The following is a 15063-nucleotide window of genomic DNA, read 5'->3' as shown; positions in this document are numbered from 1 at the left end:
AATTCTATACTTGTCGCCATGTCTGCCGTTCTTGCCCGCCCCGACCCTGCCGATGCCGCTGCGCGCATTCGCGTGCTTGCGCGCGAAGCCGGCTTTCAACGCTGCGGCATTACCGGCATTGAGCTGGGCGAGGACGAGGTGCATCTGCGCAGCTGGCTGGAAGAAGGCCTGTACGGGACCATGCATTGGATGGCCCAGCACGGCGACAAACGCTCGCGCCCGCAAGAGTTAGTGCCCGGCACCCTGCGCGTGTTGTCGGTTGGCATGGATTACGGCCGCAAGGACGACGCCGAGGCCTGGAACACCTTGCACGACGGCAACCGCGCCTATGTGGCGCGCTACGCGCTAGGGCGCGATTACCACAAGCTGATGCGCAACCGGCTGCAGAAGCTGGCCGAGCGTATCCAGGGCGAAATTGGCGCATTCGGTTTCCGCGTGTTCGTCGACTCGGCGCCGGTGCTGGAGCGCGCGTTGGCGCGCAATGCAGGGCTGGGCTGGATCGGTAAACACACCTGCCTGATCGATCGCAACGGCGGCTCGTGGTTCTTTCTCGGCGAGATCTACCTCGACCTGCCACTGCCGATCGACACGCCCGCCACCGCGCATTGCGGCACCTGCACGCGCTGCATCGACATCTGCCCCACGCAAGCCATCATCGCGCCCTACCGGCTGGATGCGCGCCGCTGCATCGCATACCTCACCATCGAACACGACGGCGCAATTCCCGAAGACATGCGCAAGCCGATCGGCAACCGCATCTTCGGCTGCGACGACTGCCAGCTGATCTGTCCCTGGAACAAGTTCGCCAAGCGCACCGACGAAGCCGATTTCCGCGCCCGAAACGACCTGGACGTGGCCACGCTGCCGCAACTGTTCGCCTGGAATGAGGACGAATTCCTGCGTCGCACCGAGGGCAGCCCGATCCGCCGCAGCGGACACGAGCGCTGGCTGCGCAACATTGCCGTGGGCCTGGGCAATGCGTCTGGTACGCCAGAGGTGCTGGCCGCCTTGGAAGCACGTCGCGACGACGACTCGGCGCTGGTGCGCGAACACGTTGGCTGGGCGCTGGCGCAACACGGTCTTTGACCGGCACAGGCCACTTGTGAGTGCGTTGCGCATGCGGCAGCTGCGGCCTGCACGTGCACGTGCACGTGGCCAACGCTGCGGCACTGTGCCAACGGCGTTCGCCGGCCAATCACCCATCACCGTCGTCGCTACGGGATAATGCAGCGATGGCCGACCGCAACGAACAGATCCTCACACCCAGCCAGCTCAATTCACTGGCGCGCGACCTGCTGGAAGGCAGTTTCCCGCTGGTGTGGGTGGAAGCCGAACTGAGCAGCGTCACCCGGCCCTCGTCGGGACATCTGTATTTCACGCTCAAGGACGCGCGCGCGCAGATCCGCTGCGCGATGTTCAAGCCCAAGAGCACCTGGCTGAAATTCCAGCCGCGCGAAGGCCTGCGCGTGCTCGCGCGCGGGCGCCTGACCCTGTACGAAGCGCGCGGCGACTATCAGCTGGTGCTCGACCATCTGGAAGAAGCCGGCGAAGGCGCCTTGCGTCGCGCCTTCGACGAACTGCGCGCGCGTCTTGCCGCCGAAGGCCTGTTCGATGCAGAGCGCAAGCAGGCACTGCCTGCGCATGTGCAGCGGCTGGCGGTGATCACCTCGCCCAGCGGCGCGGCGGTGCGCGATGTGCTCAGCGTGCTGGCGCGGCGTTTTCCGCTGCTCGAAGTGGACCTGCTGCCTTCGCTGGTGCAAGGCGACAGCGCTGCGGCACAGATCACCTCACTGCTGCAACGCGCCGATGCCTCCGGGCGCTACGACGTTATCCTGATCACCCGCGGTGGCGGCTCGCTGGAAGATCTGTGGGCCTTCAACGACGAACGCCTGGCGCGCGCCATCGCCGCCGCGCAGACGCCGGTGGTGTCTGCAGTCGGCCACGAGACCGACTTCAGCCTCAGCGATTTCGTCGCCGACGTACGTGCACCCACGCCCTCGGTCGCGGCCGAATTGCTGGTACCCGATCAACGCGAGCTGGTCGCGCGCGTGCGGCGTGCGCAGGCACGCATGACCCAACTGCAGCAACACGCCTTGGGCAATGCCATGCAACGCGCAGACCGCCTGGCACTGCGGCTGCGTGTGCAGAGCCCGCAGGCGCGCTTGCAACTGTTCCATCGCCGCCAGGAAGACGCCGGTCGCCAGCTGCGTGCGCGCATGATGCACGTGCTCGAACGCTTGCAGGCGCGTGTACAGCGTGGGCAAGCACAGCTGCAATCGCACAACCCGCAACGTCATCTGGCCGGCTTGCAACAACGCCTGCGGGCACTGCATCCGCAGGCGACGATGCAACGTCGCCTGCAGCATGATCAGCTGCAATTACGCAGCATTGCACGCTCGCTGGAAGCGGTCAGCCCACTGGCCACAGTCGCACGCGGCTACGCCATCGTGACCCGCCCTGCCGATGGCAGCGTGGTGCGCAACGCTGCCGAGGTGGTCACGGGCGAACGCCTGCGCGCGCAGCTGGCCGATGGCAGTATCGAGGTGCGCGTGGAGTCTGGCGAAAGCTGACCGCAAGCAATGCGCGACACCGTGGTTCCTGCAGCAATGCCGGCGCTCAGCGCTGACATGAACTCTTCGAAGGGGCCCATTCCACGGAATGCCAGGCGGGTCTGCGCGGCGCCGGAGAGCGCCTTTTAACACGCCAAAGGGGCGGACGAATCCGGGATTTCGATGAAGCAGGGCCGCCAGCCGTGCTTCAGCGTCGAGCACCTTCGCATGGTGGAAGGTGCTCGGTGGCAATCATTGCGTGTCGATCAACCGCTCTAGAACACGTTATGCAACGCTTTGCTGGTTGCAAGCGGCATTAGGAGCGGCTCGCCGCTTCCGCGATCGGCGTCTGCGCTGCATGCTGCCAGCCCTCCATCAGCAGATTGGCCAGCACCACCGGATCGTGGTCGAAGTGATGCCCACCCGGGCGCGCCAGCACCTGCACGCCGCGTGCGCGCAGCTCCGGACACAGCGTGTCCTTTTCTTCGTCGCCGTAGATGCATTGCAGGCGGTGCGCGTCCAGCGCCTGGATGGCCGGCTCCACATCGCGCTCGGCGTCGTTATGCCAGCCCAGCCACCCACCCACGCGCACCTTGAAGTCAGCCTCGTGGCCTAGGCCGAGCAGGCTGACGAACTGCACCGAGGCGCGTTGCTGCGGCGACAGTTCTGGATAGGCGAACGGCAACACATCGGCACCGAACGAATACCCCACCAGGGCGACGTGCTGGATATGCCAACGCTGGCGATAGCTGGCGATCACTCGATCCAGATCCGCACCAACCTGCTGCGGCGTGCGGCTGCCCCAGAAGTAGCGCAGGCTATTCCAGCCCACCACCGACACGCCCTGTTGCTGCAGCTGCGCGGCAATGCCTTTATCCAGTTCGCGCCAGCCGCCATCGCCGGACAGCATCACCACCAGACGGTCGCTGCCGGGCGCGTGCATTTCCACCAGCGGCAAATCGCCTAGGCCTTGCGACTGCGCAGCCAGGAAGTGCCCGCGTGTGGCCGCTGCGATCTGCATTGGGCTGGATGCGTCGGCCAGATCGTCCAGGAAGCCCTGACTGGCATTGGGCAGATCGCGCGAGCACGCCAGGCCTGGATCCTTGGTACCGGCGTCGGCAACCACCGCACCGCCCAGCACGTCGGGCGCGGCTGAGGCCACTGCCTGGCGCGCCAGCACCGCGCCATCGCCCTGCCCCACCAACACCGGCGGCAGGAACGCATCGACACGTTCGGCGCGCAACAATTTCTTGCCCAGTCGCTCGGCATCGTCGGCCAGCGAGCTGCAGGCGGCTTGGTGGGAGCGCACGCGTTCGCGATAGTTGGCGGTGTCCACCACTGCCACCAGCGCGCCATCGTTGCTCAGCATGTCGGCCAGCTTCTGGCTGTCTTGAGGATGATCGCTGTCGGGCAGCAGGATCACCATTGCCTTGGGCGTGCCCTCCGGACGGATAACTTCGACCGAGCCGTAATGGCCAGCCGTATTACTGTCCTGCAGATGCCGCGCCACGGCATAGCCGCTGCCGCCGATCAGCAAGATCGCAATCACCCAACGAAACATTTTGATCCCCATGCCCATGACGGCAGTCCCTGGTTAGCGGTTGCGATTTGACCACAGCAGACACGACCGATTTCACCGCGATTGCACGCGGTGTTCGTTGCTGTTAAGCCATCTGAACCCTACCTTGCGCATGACGCATGATCGGTGCAGCGCGTTGCCCGCGGGCGCCCGCTGCACGGCTGACGGCCGGAAATTGCCGCCTCGGAAACTTCCGCACTCAGCGGTCGTCCTGGGAACGTTATTGGATGGCCATGAGGGATCCAAACGCAGTCCGCGCGCACTCGATCACCAAAGGCACTGGCGCGACTGCAGCGCTGTTCTGGCAATCCTTTCTCGTCGTGCAAGCGAGATGCCCGGCTCGTCCAGCCGCGCCCCGCCCGGCCGCCTTTGTCGGAACGAACACTTCCCCGCCGAGACCTCCCCCAGGTCGCAGGGCCGATCCGAAAGCGCTCGCGGCGACAGCGACGGCAAGCCGAAGGCGGCAGTCGCGCGGGACGCGCTCGACACGCCCATCCGCTGCCGGTCGTCGCTAGATTCCGCGTGCGACGCGAAAGCCGATACGGGCACTGGTGGTGTCAGAGTCCTGCGACTGCCGCCAGGCCGCGCGCGTCTGTTGCGGCGAATTGGCCCAGCTGCCGCCGCGGATCATGCGTTGCCGGCAGCCCGGGTTGTACCAGGCAGCGCCATCGGCCGGTGCACGGCGGTAGCTGGCGTGCCAGCAGTCGGCCACCCATTCGCTCAGGTTGCCGCCCATGTCGTGCAGACCCCAGGCGTTGGCGCGAAAACTGCCGACCGGCGCCGGGCCCCAAAAGCCATCGCCGTAGCCGACGAAGCCGTTGTTCCAGTGCCGGCCGCTGCGCGAGACGTCGTTGCCGCCGGTGAAATTGCCGGCGTCGGCCGGCGGCGAGCCTGCATTGCCCCACGGGTAACGTCCGGTGGTGCCGGCACGCACCGCATACTCGAACTCGGCCTCGCTGGGCACGTGGTAATGGCGGCCGGTCTGTTCCGACAGCCAGGACGCATACGCTTCGGCGTCGCGAATGCTCACGTGCATCACCGGGCTGTTGGGCGCGGCCTGGGCGCCGTTGTAGTCGGACTGCCAATCCACACCGCTGCGGCGGATGAAGTTGCCGCTGCGCTCGTCGTAGACCACCGAATGCCCGCGCCGGGTGGCACGCGGGCGCGCGCCGGTGGCTTCGACGAACTGGCGGAACTCGGCAACCGTGACCTCGGTGATCGACAACGCAAAGCCGCGCGCGAAGCGCACGTAATGGGCGGGGCGCTCGTTGTCGGATGCGCCCGGTTCGGCATCGCCGGCTCCCATCTGGAATGCGCCATGCGGCACCACGATCATCTGCGGCCCGCGCCCGCCGACCTTGAGCCCGTCGGTGAACACCTGCCCGGGACGGAAGCTGCCGTAATGCGTGGCCAGTTCCAGCCGGCGGCGTAGATCGCCGGCCACCGGGTCCCCGGGGTCAGCGATGCGCAGCACTTCGGCAAGTTTCTCGCCGGCCGCCTTGAGCCCGCGCGGCGAGGTGAGGTCGTGCAGACCGGCGTCGTGCAACGCAGCGATCTGCGCCCGGCGCACGCGTTCGACCCGCGCGCGCGCATCGGCGATGGTGGGCGCACGGTCGCGTACCTGCCCGGCCATCTGCAGCCAATACCGGGCACCGATGAAATCGCTTGCCTGTGCCGCCTGTTCGGCGCGCCCCAGCAGCCCGCTTTCCACGGCGGCCAGGCCCTGCCGGGTGCGCGGGTTGTCGGGATCCAATTGCGCGGCATCGCGAAAATTCACCAGCGCCCCGTTGCCGTCCTCGCCCAGCCGCCCGCCGCGCAGGTCTTCTTCGCCGGCGCGGTTGAACGCAAGCACGCGCTGCGCGGTTTCCACCTCGCGCTGCAGTGCGCGCACCTTCGGGTCCTGTGGCGAAAGGGCGAGCGCCACGAAGGCCACTTCACGCGCCTGTTCCAACGCATCGTCCTGGCGCTCGGTTTGTTCGATCAGCGCCGCGCCGCGTTCGAGCAACCGGCCACGCGCCTGCTCCAGGCCGCGACGGCTGGCTGCATCCTTGCCACCGGCGCGCTGCTGAATCGCCAGATACAACGGGATCGCATCGCCGGCATCGCGATACAGGCGGTCTTCCCGCAATGCCTGGTCGGCGCGCTTGCGCACCTGTGCCAGGGGCTCGTCGCCCAACTCCACCGCCGGCGGTTGCCATTGCGCCACGGTTTCGGCGGATTCTTCGCCGCCGATGGAAACGTTCGGCTTGCTCGGCACGGCGGCAGGCGCCGGTTGCGGGGCGACCGCAGGCGCGGGCGTCGGTGTGCGCGAACAGGCGCACACACTAAGGGCGGCCAACAAAACGTAACGAGCGGCCCTCGGGCAGGTGTGGCCGGCGCGCGGGAACCGGAATGTATGCGTGTCACATGCCGAGTCCGCACCCCGGCCGCGCCCGCCTGCTGGCTGCGCAGGAGTTTCGCCAGTCGCCCTCAGCGCAACCATTGCCCACGCTGCCATCCGGTCACCGCACTCACCCACCACCTGCTCCTTCCAGTGCTCTGCCGCACGACAGGCGATCGCGACGTTAGGCTATTCTGCGCGCTCTGCGCAAACCCTTGCCGCCGACGGAAATCACGTGCCCCATTGGATCACCCACCCCTCCGAGCTGACTGACCGCCTGCAGGCAGCGCGACCATCGCGCATCGGCCTGGATACCGAATTCATTCGCGAACGCACCTACTGGCCGCAACTGGCCCTGGTGCAGATGGCCATCGGCGAGGAGATCCTGCTGATCGACCCGCTGATCCCCGGCATGAACGCGGCGCTCAAGGAGTGGTTGATCGCCACCGACATCGTCAAGGTGATGCATAGCGCCAGCGAAGACCTGGTCACGTTCAAATGCGCGTGCGGCGCATTGCCGCGGCCGTTGTTCGACACCCAGATCGCCGCGGCGCTGGCCGGTGTCGGTGGCGGCATGGGCTACCAGAAACTGGTCCAGGAAGTCACCGGCACCTTGCTGACCAAGGGCGAAACACGCTCGGACTGGATGCGTCGCCCGCTGTCGCCAGCGCAGCTGGAATATGCCGCCGATGACGTGCGCTATCTGTTTGCGATCCACGACGAGCTCACCCGCCGCCTCACCGAGCAGGGCCGTCTGGAGTGGCTGGCCGAAGATGCCGACCGCCTGCTCGCCACGGTGGAGCACGACGATGGCGAGCGCTGGCCGCATGTAAGCCTGCGCGCCGCACAATTCCTGGAACCGGCGGCGCAACGACGGCTGCTGCGCCTGCTGCGTTGGCGCGACCTGCAGGCGCGGCAGAGCGATCGCCCGCGCAGCTGGATCCTGGAAAACGAACTGGCTAGCCAGCTGGCGCGGTTCCCGCCCGCCGATCTGGAGACCCTGCTGCGCCAGTTCGATAAATTCCCCAAGGCGCCGCGCAAGCTCGCCAACGCGGTGTGGGATGCACTCAACACCCCGCTGCCGGACGAAGAACATGCGCCGCTGGCGCAGGCCGCCACCGACGGCAACAAGGCTGTACTCAAGCGCCTGCAGGACACCGTGGCGCAGCGGAGCCGCGAACTCGGCCTGCCGGACGGCCTGCTGGCCTCACGCCGCCACCTGGAAACCTTGATGGAACAGCGCAGCTGGCCTGCGGCGCTGGGCCAATGGCGCCGTTCCCTGCTGGAAGCACAGTTGATGCCGCTGCTGGAAGACACAGCAGCGTAGGATTGCGCCGGCATGACGCCAGAGCCCGCAGCGATGCGGGCTTTTCGTCAGGTGCACGCGAGTGGCCCCGAACCGGCGCATGCCGCCTCGCAAGCAGTGGTGCAATGCGTCAGGACACTACGAAGCGCCTGCGTCGCGCGGCGATTTCGACTACCGTCCGCGTTTGCGCAGCGATGATGCCGGCAGTCTCTATCGCACCGCATCAGTCCTCGTCCTGCTCCGCCCAGCGCGCCAGGTTCTGCCGAATGCGGTCCATGTCTGCCCACGGGTCCTTGCGCCGACGGCGCAGCTTTTCCGGCACATCGCGCAAGGTGAATGCGTCGGCGCGCTGCAGCTTGGACAGGTCCGACCACGCCAGCGGCAACGCGACCGGCGCCCCTGGGCGGCCGCGTAAGGAATAGGACGCGACCGCCGTGGCGCCACGGCCGTTGCGCAGGTAGTCCACGAAGATGCGCTTGTTGCGTAGCCGCTTGGTGGCAGTGGCGATGAACCGCTGCGGCTCGGACTGCGCAAGGGCATCGGCAAATCCCTTGGCAAAACGCTTGGTCACCTCCCAGTCGCAGCCGGGGTTCAGGGGCACCACCACGTGCAGCCCCTTGCCGCCAGAGACACGCAGGAACGATTCCAGCTCCAATTGCGCCAGCAGCTTACGAATATCGTTGGCGGCACGTTTGACCTCGGCGAACGGCACGTCCGGGCCCGGGTCAAGATCGAAGACCACCCGGTCGGCCACATCCGGGCGGTCGGCATGCGAGCCCCAGGGATGGAATTCCAGCGCATTGAATTGCACCAGCTCCAGCAGGCCAGGTGCGTCTTCGACCACCAGGTAATACGCATTGGTGCCGGTTTCTTCGGTCAGTTTGACCGAGCTCACACGCTCGAGGCCGGCGGTGTGGTGCTTCTGGAAAAAACACGGTTTTTCTGCGCCGCTGGGGCAGCGGATGATGGACAGCGGGCGTCCCACGATCTGCGGCAACAGGTGATCCATCAACGCCTGGTAGTAATCCCAGACATCGCCCTTGGTCGCGCGGATATCCGGGTAGATCAGCTTGGTCGGGCTGGACAGCGTCGGCAGCGCAGCCGAGCCAGGTGTAGCAACCGCAGATTTGCGCGCAGGTGCTGTTGCCCGCGTCGCTGCACGTTTCGGCACCTGGGTTGCCGCGTTTTTGACAGCACGTGTTTTTGCCCAACGCGGGGTAGACGACGAAGTAGCCGGGCCATTTCCGGCATCGCTGTCGGCCAGATCGGCAATGCGTTTATCCGGACGCAGCGCCTTGAACGATGCCTGGCGCAACAACTGTTGCCCACCGATGCCGCGATAGAACACCTCCACCACAAAGCGCGGCGCAAACCAGGTGGCGCCGCGCAGGTCGGTATCTTCGGTGGAAATATGCGCAGTGGGTTTGCGCCCACCGCCTTCCAGTTGCTGGGTGACCTCGCGCATCAAGGCATCGGAGAAACCTGAGCCCACACGGCCGACGTACAGCCAGCCGTGCACCGGGTCCGGCGTGGCCAGCAACAGCGAGCCAAAACCACTGCGGCTGCCCTTGGGCGCCGTGTAGCCGACCACTGCATATTCCTGGCTGCCCAGTTGCTTGGTCTTGCGCCAATCGTCGCTACGCCCATCGCGATACGGGCGATCTGCGCGCTTGGAAATGATGCCTTCGAAGTGCTGTTCGCCGGCCACCCGGAACGCCTCGGTGCCGTCGCCCTCGACGTGCGAGCTATAGGCCAGGTGCGTGTGGGGTGCAGCCTCCAGCACCTGCTGCAACAGCTGCTTGCGCTCGCGCAACGGTGCCTCGCCGATGTCCACCCCATCCACATGCAGCAGGTCGAATACCGCCAGCGCCAGCGGCACCTGGCGTTCGCCGGACAAGGTGGCCTGCAGCAGGTTGAAGTCTTCCTTGGCGCCGCGTCCGGCGATCAATTCGCCATCGATCTGCGCACTGCGCAGCCCCAGCGACTGGATGGCATCGGCAATTTCCGGTGTCTTGTCGGTCCACTCCAATGCATTGCGCGACCACAGCCTCACCTTGCCGTTGGTCACAGTGGCAAGGATGCGATAACCGTCCCATTTGATTTCATGCAGCCACTGCGCGCCTTCGGGCGGGGACTGCCCCAGCTTGGCCAGCTGCGGCGCAAACGGGCCATCTTCCATCTCGGCGCGACGTGCATTGCTCAGCGCCAGCGCTTGTTTCGCCCAGGTACCACGCTTTTTAGCCGCTGGCGGTGGTACGGTCGTCAGCGCCTTGCGCTGGGTCTTGCCGGCACCCGCGCGGCGTACATCGTCGGCAGGCGCGGCAGCGACGTCGGCCAGTAGGTCGTCGGCCTCCAATGTGCCGGCGTAGGCATCGTCCTCTTTGAACAGCAGCCACTGCGGCTGCCGCGCCGGCTTGCCCGAGCGCACCAAATGCCAGCCGCCCTTGAGCTTGTTGCCGAACAACTCGAAGCGCAGATGCCCCTTGGCCAACTGCGCTTCGGGGTCGCCTGCGGTGGCCCACACGCCATGATCGAACTGCGCCACGTGCCCGCCGCCGTACTCGCCCCTGGGAATCTCGCCCTCGAAGCTGGCGTAATCGACCGGGTGGTCTTCCACCTCCACTGCCATCCGCTTGACCTTGGGGTCGTAACTTGGCCCCTTCGGCACCGCCCAGCTCTTGAGCGCATCGCCCACCTGCAGGCGAAAGTCGTAGTGGCGGCGACTGGCGTGGTGCAGCTGGACCACGAAGATCGCGCGCTGCCCCGGCGGCAGGGTCTTGCCCGGCTCCGGCTCGCGGGTTTTGTCGAAGCTGCGCTTGCGGCGGTATTCGCTCAGGCTCATGGCAGACCTTTCCGCTTATTTGCCCAGGTGCTGGCGTACGCTGGCGGCCATTGGCCCCACCTTCTGCACGGCCGCGCGCAAGTCATCGGCACTGACGCCAAGGGTCTTGGTCCAGTACTGCAGCTCATAGGCTTCATTGACGTTGATGCGGTCCCGGTCTGGCGATCCGACGTTGCGTTTGTCGTCACTCATGACATGCTCCTGTATCGTCGTGGTCGGATCTGCTAACGTGAGCCTTCGGCCCAGCAGCGCCCGTAGCGACAATGCGAAAGCGTTCGAACAGGCGTCGTGAAAGGCCTGTTCACGCCATGTGCAAGCCCCTGCTCCATAACGGCCGTTCCCGGGCCACATGCCATAATGCCGCGCGCCCTCCGGGCGGCGTGTCCACTCTTTATTCCGAGGCCATACCTCTGTGAGCAATACCTCTTCGAAACTGGATTCCATCGCGCAAGCCAAAGCCAAGCTGCTGGACGAACTGCAGAAGCTGGAAGAACAGGAGAAAACCGAGCGCGCGAGCGAGGCATCCTCTGCGCATGCGACCATCGTTTCGCTGCTCGAACAGTTCGCCGGTCACTTCAACACCAAGCAGCGCAACGACATTGCCGCTTACTTGGGCACCACTGCCGCGCGCAAGGAAGTGGTCAAGAGCGGCCGCAGCGAAGTGAAGCCCAAGTACGAACTGCCGCACACCGGTGAAACCTGGTCCGGTCGTGGTCGCACGCCGAAGGCTTTCGCCGCCTGGGAAGGTTCGGTGTCGTACAAGGAATGGAAGGCCAAGAACCCGGACCTGAAGTTTCCGCTGGTCCGCGAGTAAGGCGAAAGCCCGCACGACGGTGCCGCCTCGCACCGTCGGCCGCCTCCTTCGCTTGGCGAACCGCGCGGCTTGTGGGTAGAATCGAAGCACGTGGGGCGGTAGCTCAGCTGGGAGAGCGTCGCGTTCGCATCGCGAAGGTCGAGGGTTCGATCCCCTTCCGCTCCACCAATAGAATCAAGGGCTTAGCCGATGACTGGGCCCTTTTTCTTTGGTAGATTCCATTTATTGCGCCAATTTTGCGCCACTCGGGCTGTCGAAGCCTTGGACGCAACACTTGAGGAGCAGTGAATGGCATCTATCACCCGTCGAGGCGATCTTCAGTGGCAGGCTCGCGTTCGGCGCAAGGGCTACCCCGTACAGATCAAGACGTTCAATACGCGCTCGGAAGCGGAAGCTTGGGCGCGTCAGGTCGAATCCGAAATTGATCGCGGCGTGTTCGTGAGCCGAACAGAGGCAGAGTCAACGACTCTTTGCGAGGCGCTTGATCGATACGAGCGCGAAATCGTCTCCTTGAAGAAGGGGAAGGCCCAAGAAGTTTCCCTGCTGAAGACGTGGAGGGCAACGCCTATCGCGCAACGATCGATGGCGTCGGTACGCAGTTCGGACATAGCCAAATTGCGCGACGACTGGCTGAGGCAGACCAACCCGGCATTGAAGCCGGCGTCAGTGCTTCGACGCTTGGCCATCCTCTCCCACGTTTTCAGTATCGCCCGCAAGGAATGGGGGATGGAAAGTCTTTCCAATCCCCTCGAGCTCGTGCGCAAACCGCCCGCGAACAATGCTCGCACCCGGCGAGTCAGAGAAACCGAAGGTGACTCTCGGGACGACCGACGCGCGCCCGATGGCGAACTGAAGCGAGTCGTCTCGGCAAGCAGCTCCGACGTGTTGCCGACAATCATTTCCCTCGCGGTGGAGACTGCAATGCGCCGTGGCGAAATTGTTGATCTTCGGTGGGAACATGTAGATCTCAAACGCCACGTAGCCCACCTGCCCCACACCAAGAACGGGAGCTCGCGGGATGTACCACTTTCGCCCCGCGCCGTTGAAGCCCTCAAAGAGTGGCGAAAGGTCGTCGGCAAAAATCCGGGTGACGGGCGCGTTTTCTCAATTCGCGGAGATGCGGTGACGAGAGCGTTCGAGCGCGCGGTAGATCGAGCACGAAAAACCTACGAGCAAGAATGTAGGGGTGCGGGTCGGACGCCGGATGCAAAATACTTAATCGACCTTCGCTTTCACGACCTGAGGCACGAAGCCACGTCCCGGCTGGCATCGATCTTTCCGATGCACGAGCTAGCCAAGATTACCGGCCATCGCGATCCGCGGATGCTAATGAGGTACTACCATCCCAGCGCAGAAGACTTGGCAAAGCGGCTTCGATAGTGATCCGGTGCATACGTACGGAATTACGTACATACGTATGTACGCAGCAAGTTGCGCAGCAATGATGCTTGACGCGTCTGGAGGATCACTCTAAATTCTTCAATGCAATTCGCGACACTGACTTGCTGCCAGTGTCACGATGACGCTGGTGCCGCTGAGTCAAGTCAGTGAAGGGATAGCTCAGAAAGCGGCTACGCGACCCAAACGCGTAGGAAACCGATAAAGCGTTGCGATAAGCGCGACCTTGCATCGCCTCGTCGGTTCGGAAGTTCGCCAGCCACCCGCAAGGGGCCCTCACACGTGGGGAACGACACCCCACACGCGCTTTTGCTCGTCTGTGAGAGGTAGACGTGCGTCCCTTACCCGCCTCAGATCGCGGATCTCCGCGTGTCATATTCATCGAACAGCTTGCCGAGCTGATCGGCAAGACCCCAGCCACTATTCGCACCTTCGTTTCGAAGGATCGGTATCGGCACCTCATTCCCGAGCCGTTCAAGATGCCACACAGCCGCAGGCTGTGCTGGTACGAACACGAGGTTGTTGCTTGGATTGAACAAAACCGTCGGGGGCTGCAATGACACAGGTTCCCAAACCAAAATTGGCGGCTGATCAGCTTTCCACGAAGAGAACGGTTCTCTTCTGGCTGCTCTTCTCAGTCGTGGGGCTCGTATATGGATGGCCGTTCGCGGCGCCTTCCGTGCTATCAATCCTGCAATACAGAACGACCTGGGCTTTGTTCACGGCGACGATGCTCGTGTGCGCGATGGCCGTCGACGGGCACCTTTGGATGTTGCGAAACCCTGGGAAAACGCAAGCGGACTACTATCGCCGCAAACACTGGTGGCTCCATGCCCTTGACTGGGAATTTCGGTCCGGCAAGGCAAAGAGGGAGGGCCAGCAATGAAGTACTCGAAAGTCCTAAGCGGACTATGCGTTGTCATGACCTGGGCCATATCGCTTCCTGCATTCGGGGAAGGCACGACGCTGGGGGAGATCAGTCAAGCAGCCCAGCGCTCCGGCGACAAGTCGCGCCAGGCGCTCGTCGCGATGTACGGAAACGTCGTCAACAATCCCCTTGCGACCGGTAGCGCAGGTGGGGGCGACACGATCTTGGCCAGCCTGTTTCAGGTTACGAACGGCGCACTGCTGGTCATCGGAGCGATCTTCACCTGCTACATGATGTTCCTGAAGGTATCGCAGACAGCGCACGACGGGGCCGTATTCGATCGCGCAAAAAACACGATGTGGGGGCCGATTCGGATCGTTTGGGGCCTTGCGTCCCTCGTGCCGACCGCGAATGGCTGGTCACTCTCGCAGTTACTGATGCTGTGGGCTGCGTCTGTGATGGGCGTGGGTGTGGCAAACATGGGCGTCGATGTCGCTGTCTCGGCGCTTAACGACGGCAAGGCAATGGTGTTACAGCCGGTCATGCCGAGCACCAATGAACTGGCCCACAAGATATTCGAGATGGAGCTTTGCCGTCATGGAATCAACGCGGGCTTGGCCACAGCCTCTAGCGAGGGCGGGTTGGTTGACGAAAGCGGATACGTGCAGACGCAATCGACAGATACCGGCTTCATGCTCGCCAACAAAAGCTTTGTATGCGGCGGTGCCAACGTCGACCCGAATCTCGAATCGCAACCGAGCTCGACGAGCTGGTTCTCGAACACGATTGATGTTGCCGAAGTCCGCAAGGCTCACCTCCAAGCGCTCTCAGGCATGGAAAAATCGCTGAGTACGGCGGCGATCGAGTTCGTCAATGCTGTCACGGTGCGGAGCACCGACGGCAGCACAACGATCCCTGACGCAGAAGTAGCGATCCAGGCAGCAGCGCAGCAGTACGAAAACACCGTCAATTCGATCGCCGCTACGAAGCGGGGGAACATTGAGGAGCTGTCCGGTCAACTCAGCTCATCCATCAAGGAAGGCGGATGGTGGACGCTCGGCGAGTGGTATCAGACCTTCGCCGCAGCCAACACGAGGCTTTCTGATGCGGTAGCTGGCAAGGCAACGACATTCGGGCCGTCGATCGCCGGTGACGCTGCCATGAAGAGCGTCTACCAGACGGCGTTGACTGCATATCAGGCACAACAGGGGCGAGCAACGACGACGCACGCTACCCCTCTCGGTACGAAGCAACAGAATGACGGCGGTAACATCATCGCGAAGCTGTTCAGCTCGCCAGGACAAGCACTAAGGAAGGTCTGATCAAC

At 64.3% G+C, this 15063-nt stretch carries 10 protein-coding genes, 1 tRNA gene and 1 other RNA gene; 7 read left to right on the top strand and 5 right to left on the bottom strand.

The annotated features are described in order from the left end of the window. Positions 1-18 precede the first annotated feature (18 nt). Positions 19-1086: a tRNA epoxyqueuosine(34) reductase QueG gene (gene queG, locus J7367_RS06145; protein ID WP_007965702.1), complete on the top strand. Its 1068-nt coding sequence runs from the start codon at positions 19-21 to the stop codon at positions 1084-1086. Between the two features lie 146 nt (positions 1087-1232). Further along, positions 1233-2570, top strand: a complete 1338-nt coding sequence (gene xseA, locus J7367_RS06140) for an exodeoxyribonuclease VII large subunit (RefSeq protein ID WP_057660931.1) — start codon at positions 1233-1235, stop codon at positions 2568-2570. 295 nt (positions 2571-2865) lie between these two features. Here xseA and J7367_RS06135 read toward each other — a convergent pair whose 3' ends face one another. The 3 genes from J7367_RS06135 to J7367_RS06125 all read right to left on the bottom strand — a co-directional run bounded on the left by J7367_RS06135 (position 2866) and on the right by J7367_RS06125 (position 6536). Continuing rightward, entirely contained in the window at positions 2866-4128 is a 1263-nt protein-coding gene (locus J7367_RS06135; protein WP_057660930.1) for a virulence factor, read from the bottom strand. Between the two features lie 511 nt (positions 4129-4639). Continuing rightward, entirely contained in the window at positions 4640-6385 is a 1746-nt protein-coding gene (locus J7367_RS06130) for a formylglycine-generating enzyme family protein (RefSeq protein WP_173362051.1), read from the bottom strand. Between the two features lie 75 nt (positions 6386-6460). Next, a non-coding RNA gene (locus tag J7367_RS06125) (sX9 sRNA) lies at positions 6461-6536 on the bottom strand. 207 nt (positions 6537-6743) lie between these two features. On the opposite strand from J7367_RS06125, the gene rnd reads away from it, so the two are divergent. Continuing rightward, on the top strand, positions 6744-7835 hold the full coding sequence (gene rnd, locus J7367_RS06120) for a ribonuclease D (protein WP_007965696.1): 1092 nt from the start codon (positions 6744-6746) through the stop codon (positions 7833-7835). A 202-nt stretch (positions 7836-8037) separates the two neighbouring features. Here rnd and ligD read toward each other — a convergent pair whose 3' ends face one another. Next, positions 8038-10656 carry a DNA ligase D gene (ligD, locus tag J7367_RS06115; protein ID WP_057660929.1) on the bottom strand — a complete coding sequence of 873 codons (2619 nt, stop codon included), beginning with the start codon at positions 10654-10656 and terminating at the stop codon, positions 8038-8040. 15 nt (positions 10657-10671) lie between these two features. After that, positions 10672-10848, bottom strand: a complete 177-nt coding sequence (locus tag J7367_RS06110; protein WP_022559336.1) for a DUF3606 domain-containing protein — start codon at positions 10846-10848, stop codon at positions 10672-10674. Between the two features lie 220 nt (positions 10849-11068). Between J7367_RS06110 and J7367_RS06105 the strand changes: the two genes are divergently transcribed. The 4 genes from J7367_RS06105 (at position 11069) to J7367_RS06090 (ending at position 15058) form a co-directional block, all read left to right on the top strand. Beyond that, positions 11069-11470 (top strand): H-NS family nucleoid-associated regulatory protein, encoded by a 402-nt coding sequence (locus J7367_RS06105; RefSeq protein WP_003485983.1) that lies wholly within the window; start codon positions 11069-11071, stop codon positions 11468-11470. 92 nt (positions 11471-11562) lie between these two features. Next, positions 11563-11638, top strand: a tRNA-Ala gene (locus J7367_RS06100). Positions 11639-11758: 120 nt separating this feature from the next. Continuing rightward, a complete protein-coding gene (locus J7367_RS06095) occupies positions 11759-12850 on the top strand; it encodes a site-specific integrase (RefSeq protein ID WP_057660926.1) in 1092 nt (363 codons plus the stop codon). 900 nt (positions 12851-13750) lie between these two features. Then, complete coding sequence (locus J7367_RS06090; protein WP_244672275.1) at positions 13751-15058, top strand: DotA/TraY family protein; 1308 nt, start codon at positions 13751-13753, stop codon at positions 15056-15058. The last annotated feature ends 5 nt before the right edge of the window (positions 15059-15063 follow it).

This window comes from Xanthomonas sp. D-36-1, assembly GCF_017746155.1.
Taxonomy (GTDB): Bacteria; Pseudomonadota; Gammaproteobacteria; order Xanthomonadales; family Xanthomonadaceae; genus Xanthomonas; species Xanthomonas cissicola.
The sequence above is the reverse complement of the archived record's forward strand: the minus strand, read 5'-3'. Positions and strand labels throughout refer to the sequence as shown.

What these genes read in the sequence shown, in the direction of transcription:
- queG (WP_007965702.1), top strand. Translation starts at nt 19, where the DNA reads ATGTCTGCCGTTCTTGCCCGCCCCGACCCTGCCGATGCCGCTGCGCGC.
- xseA (WP_057660931.1), top strand. Translation starts at nt 1,233, where the DNA reads ATGGCCGACCGCAACGAACAGATCCTCACACCCAGCCAGCTCAATTCA.
- J7367_RS06135 (WP_057660930.1), bottom strand. Translation starts at nt 4,128, where the DNA reads ATGGGCATGGGGATCAAAATGTTTCGTTGGGTGATTGCGATCTTGCTG.
- ligD (WP_057660929.1), bottom strand. Translation starts at nt 10,656, where the DNA reads ATGAGCCTGAGCGAATACCGCCGCAAGCGCAGCTTCGACAAAACCCGC.
- J7367_RS06110 (WP_022559336.1), bottom strand. Translation starts at nt 10,848, where the DNA reads ATGAGTGACGACAAACGCAACGTCGGATCGCCAGACCGGGACCGCATC.
- J7367_RS06095 (WP_057660926.1), top strand. Translation starts at nt 11,759, where the DNA reads ATGGCATCTATCACCCGTCGAGGCGATCTTCAGTGGCAGGCTCGCGTT.
- J7367_RS06090 (WP_244672275.1), top strand. Translation starts at nt 13,751, where the DNA reads ATGAAGTACTCGAAAGTCCTAAGCGGACTATGCGTTGTCATGACCTGG.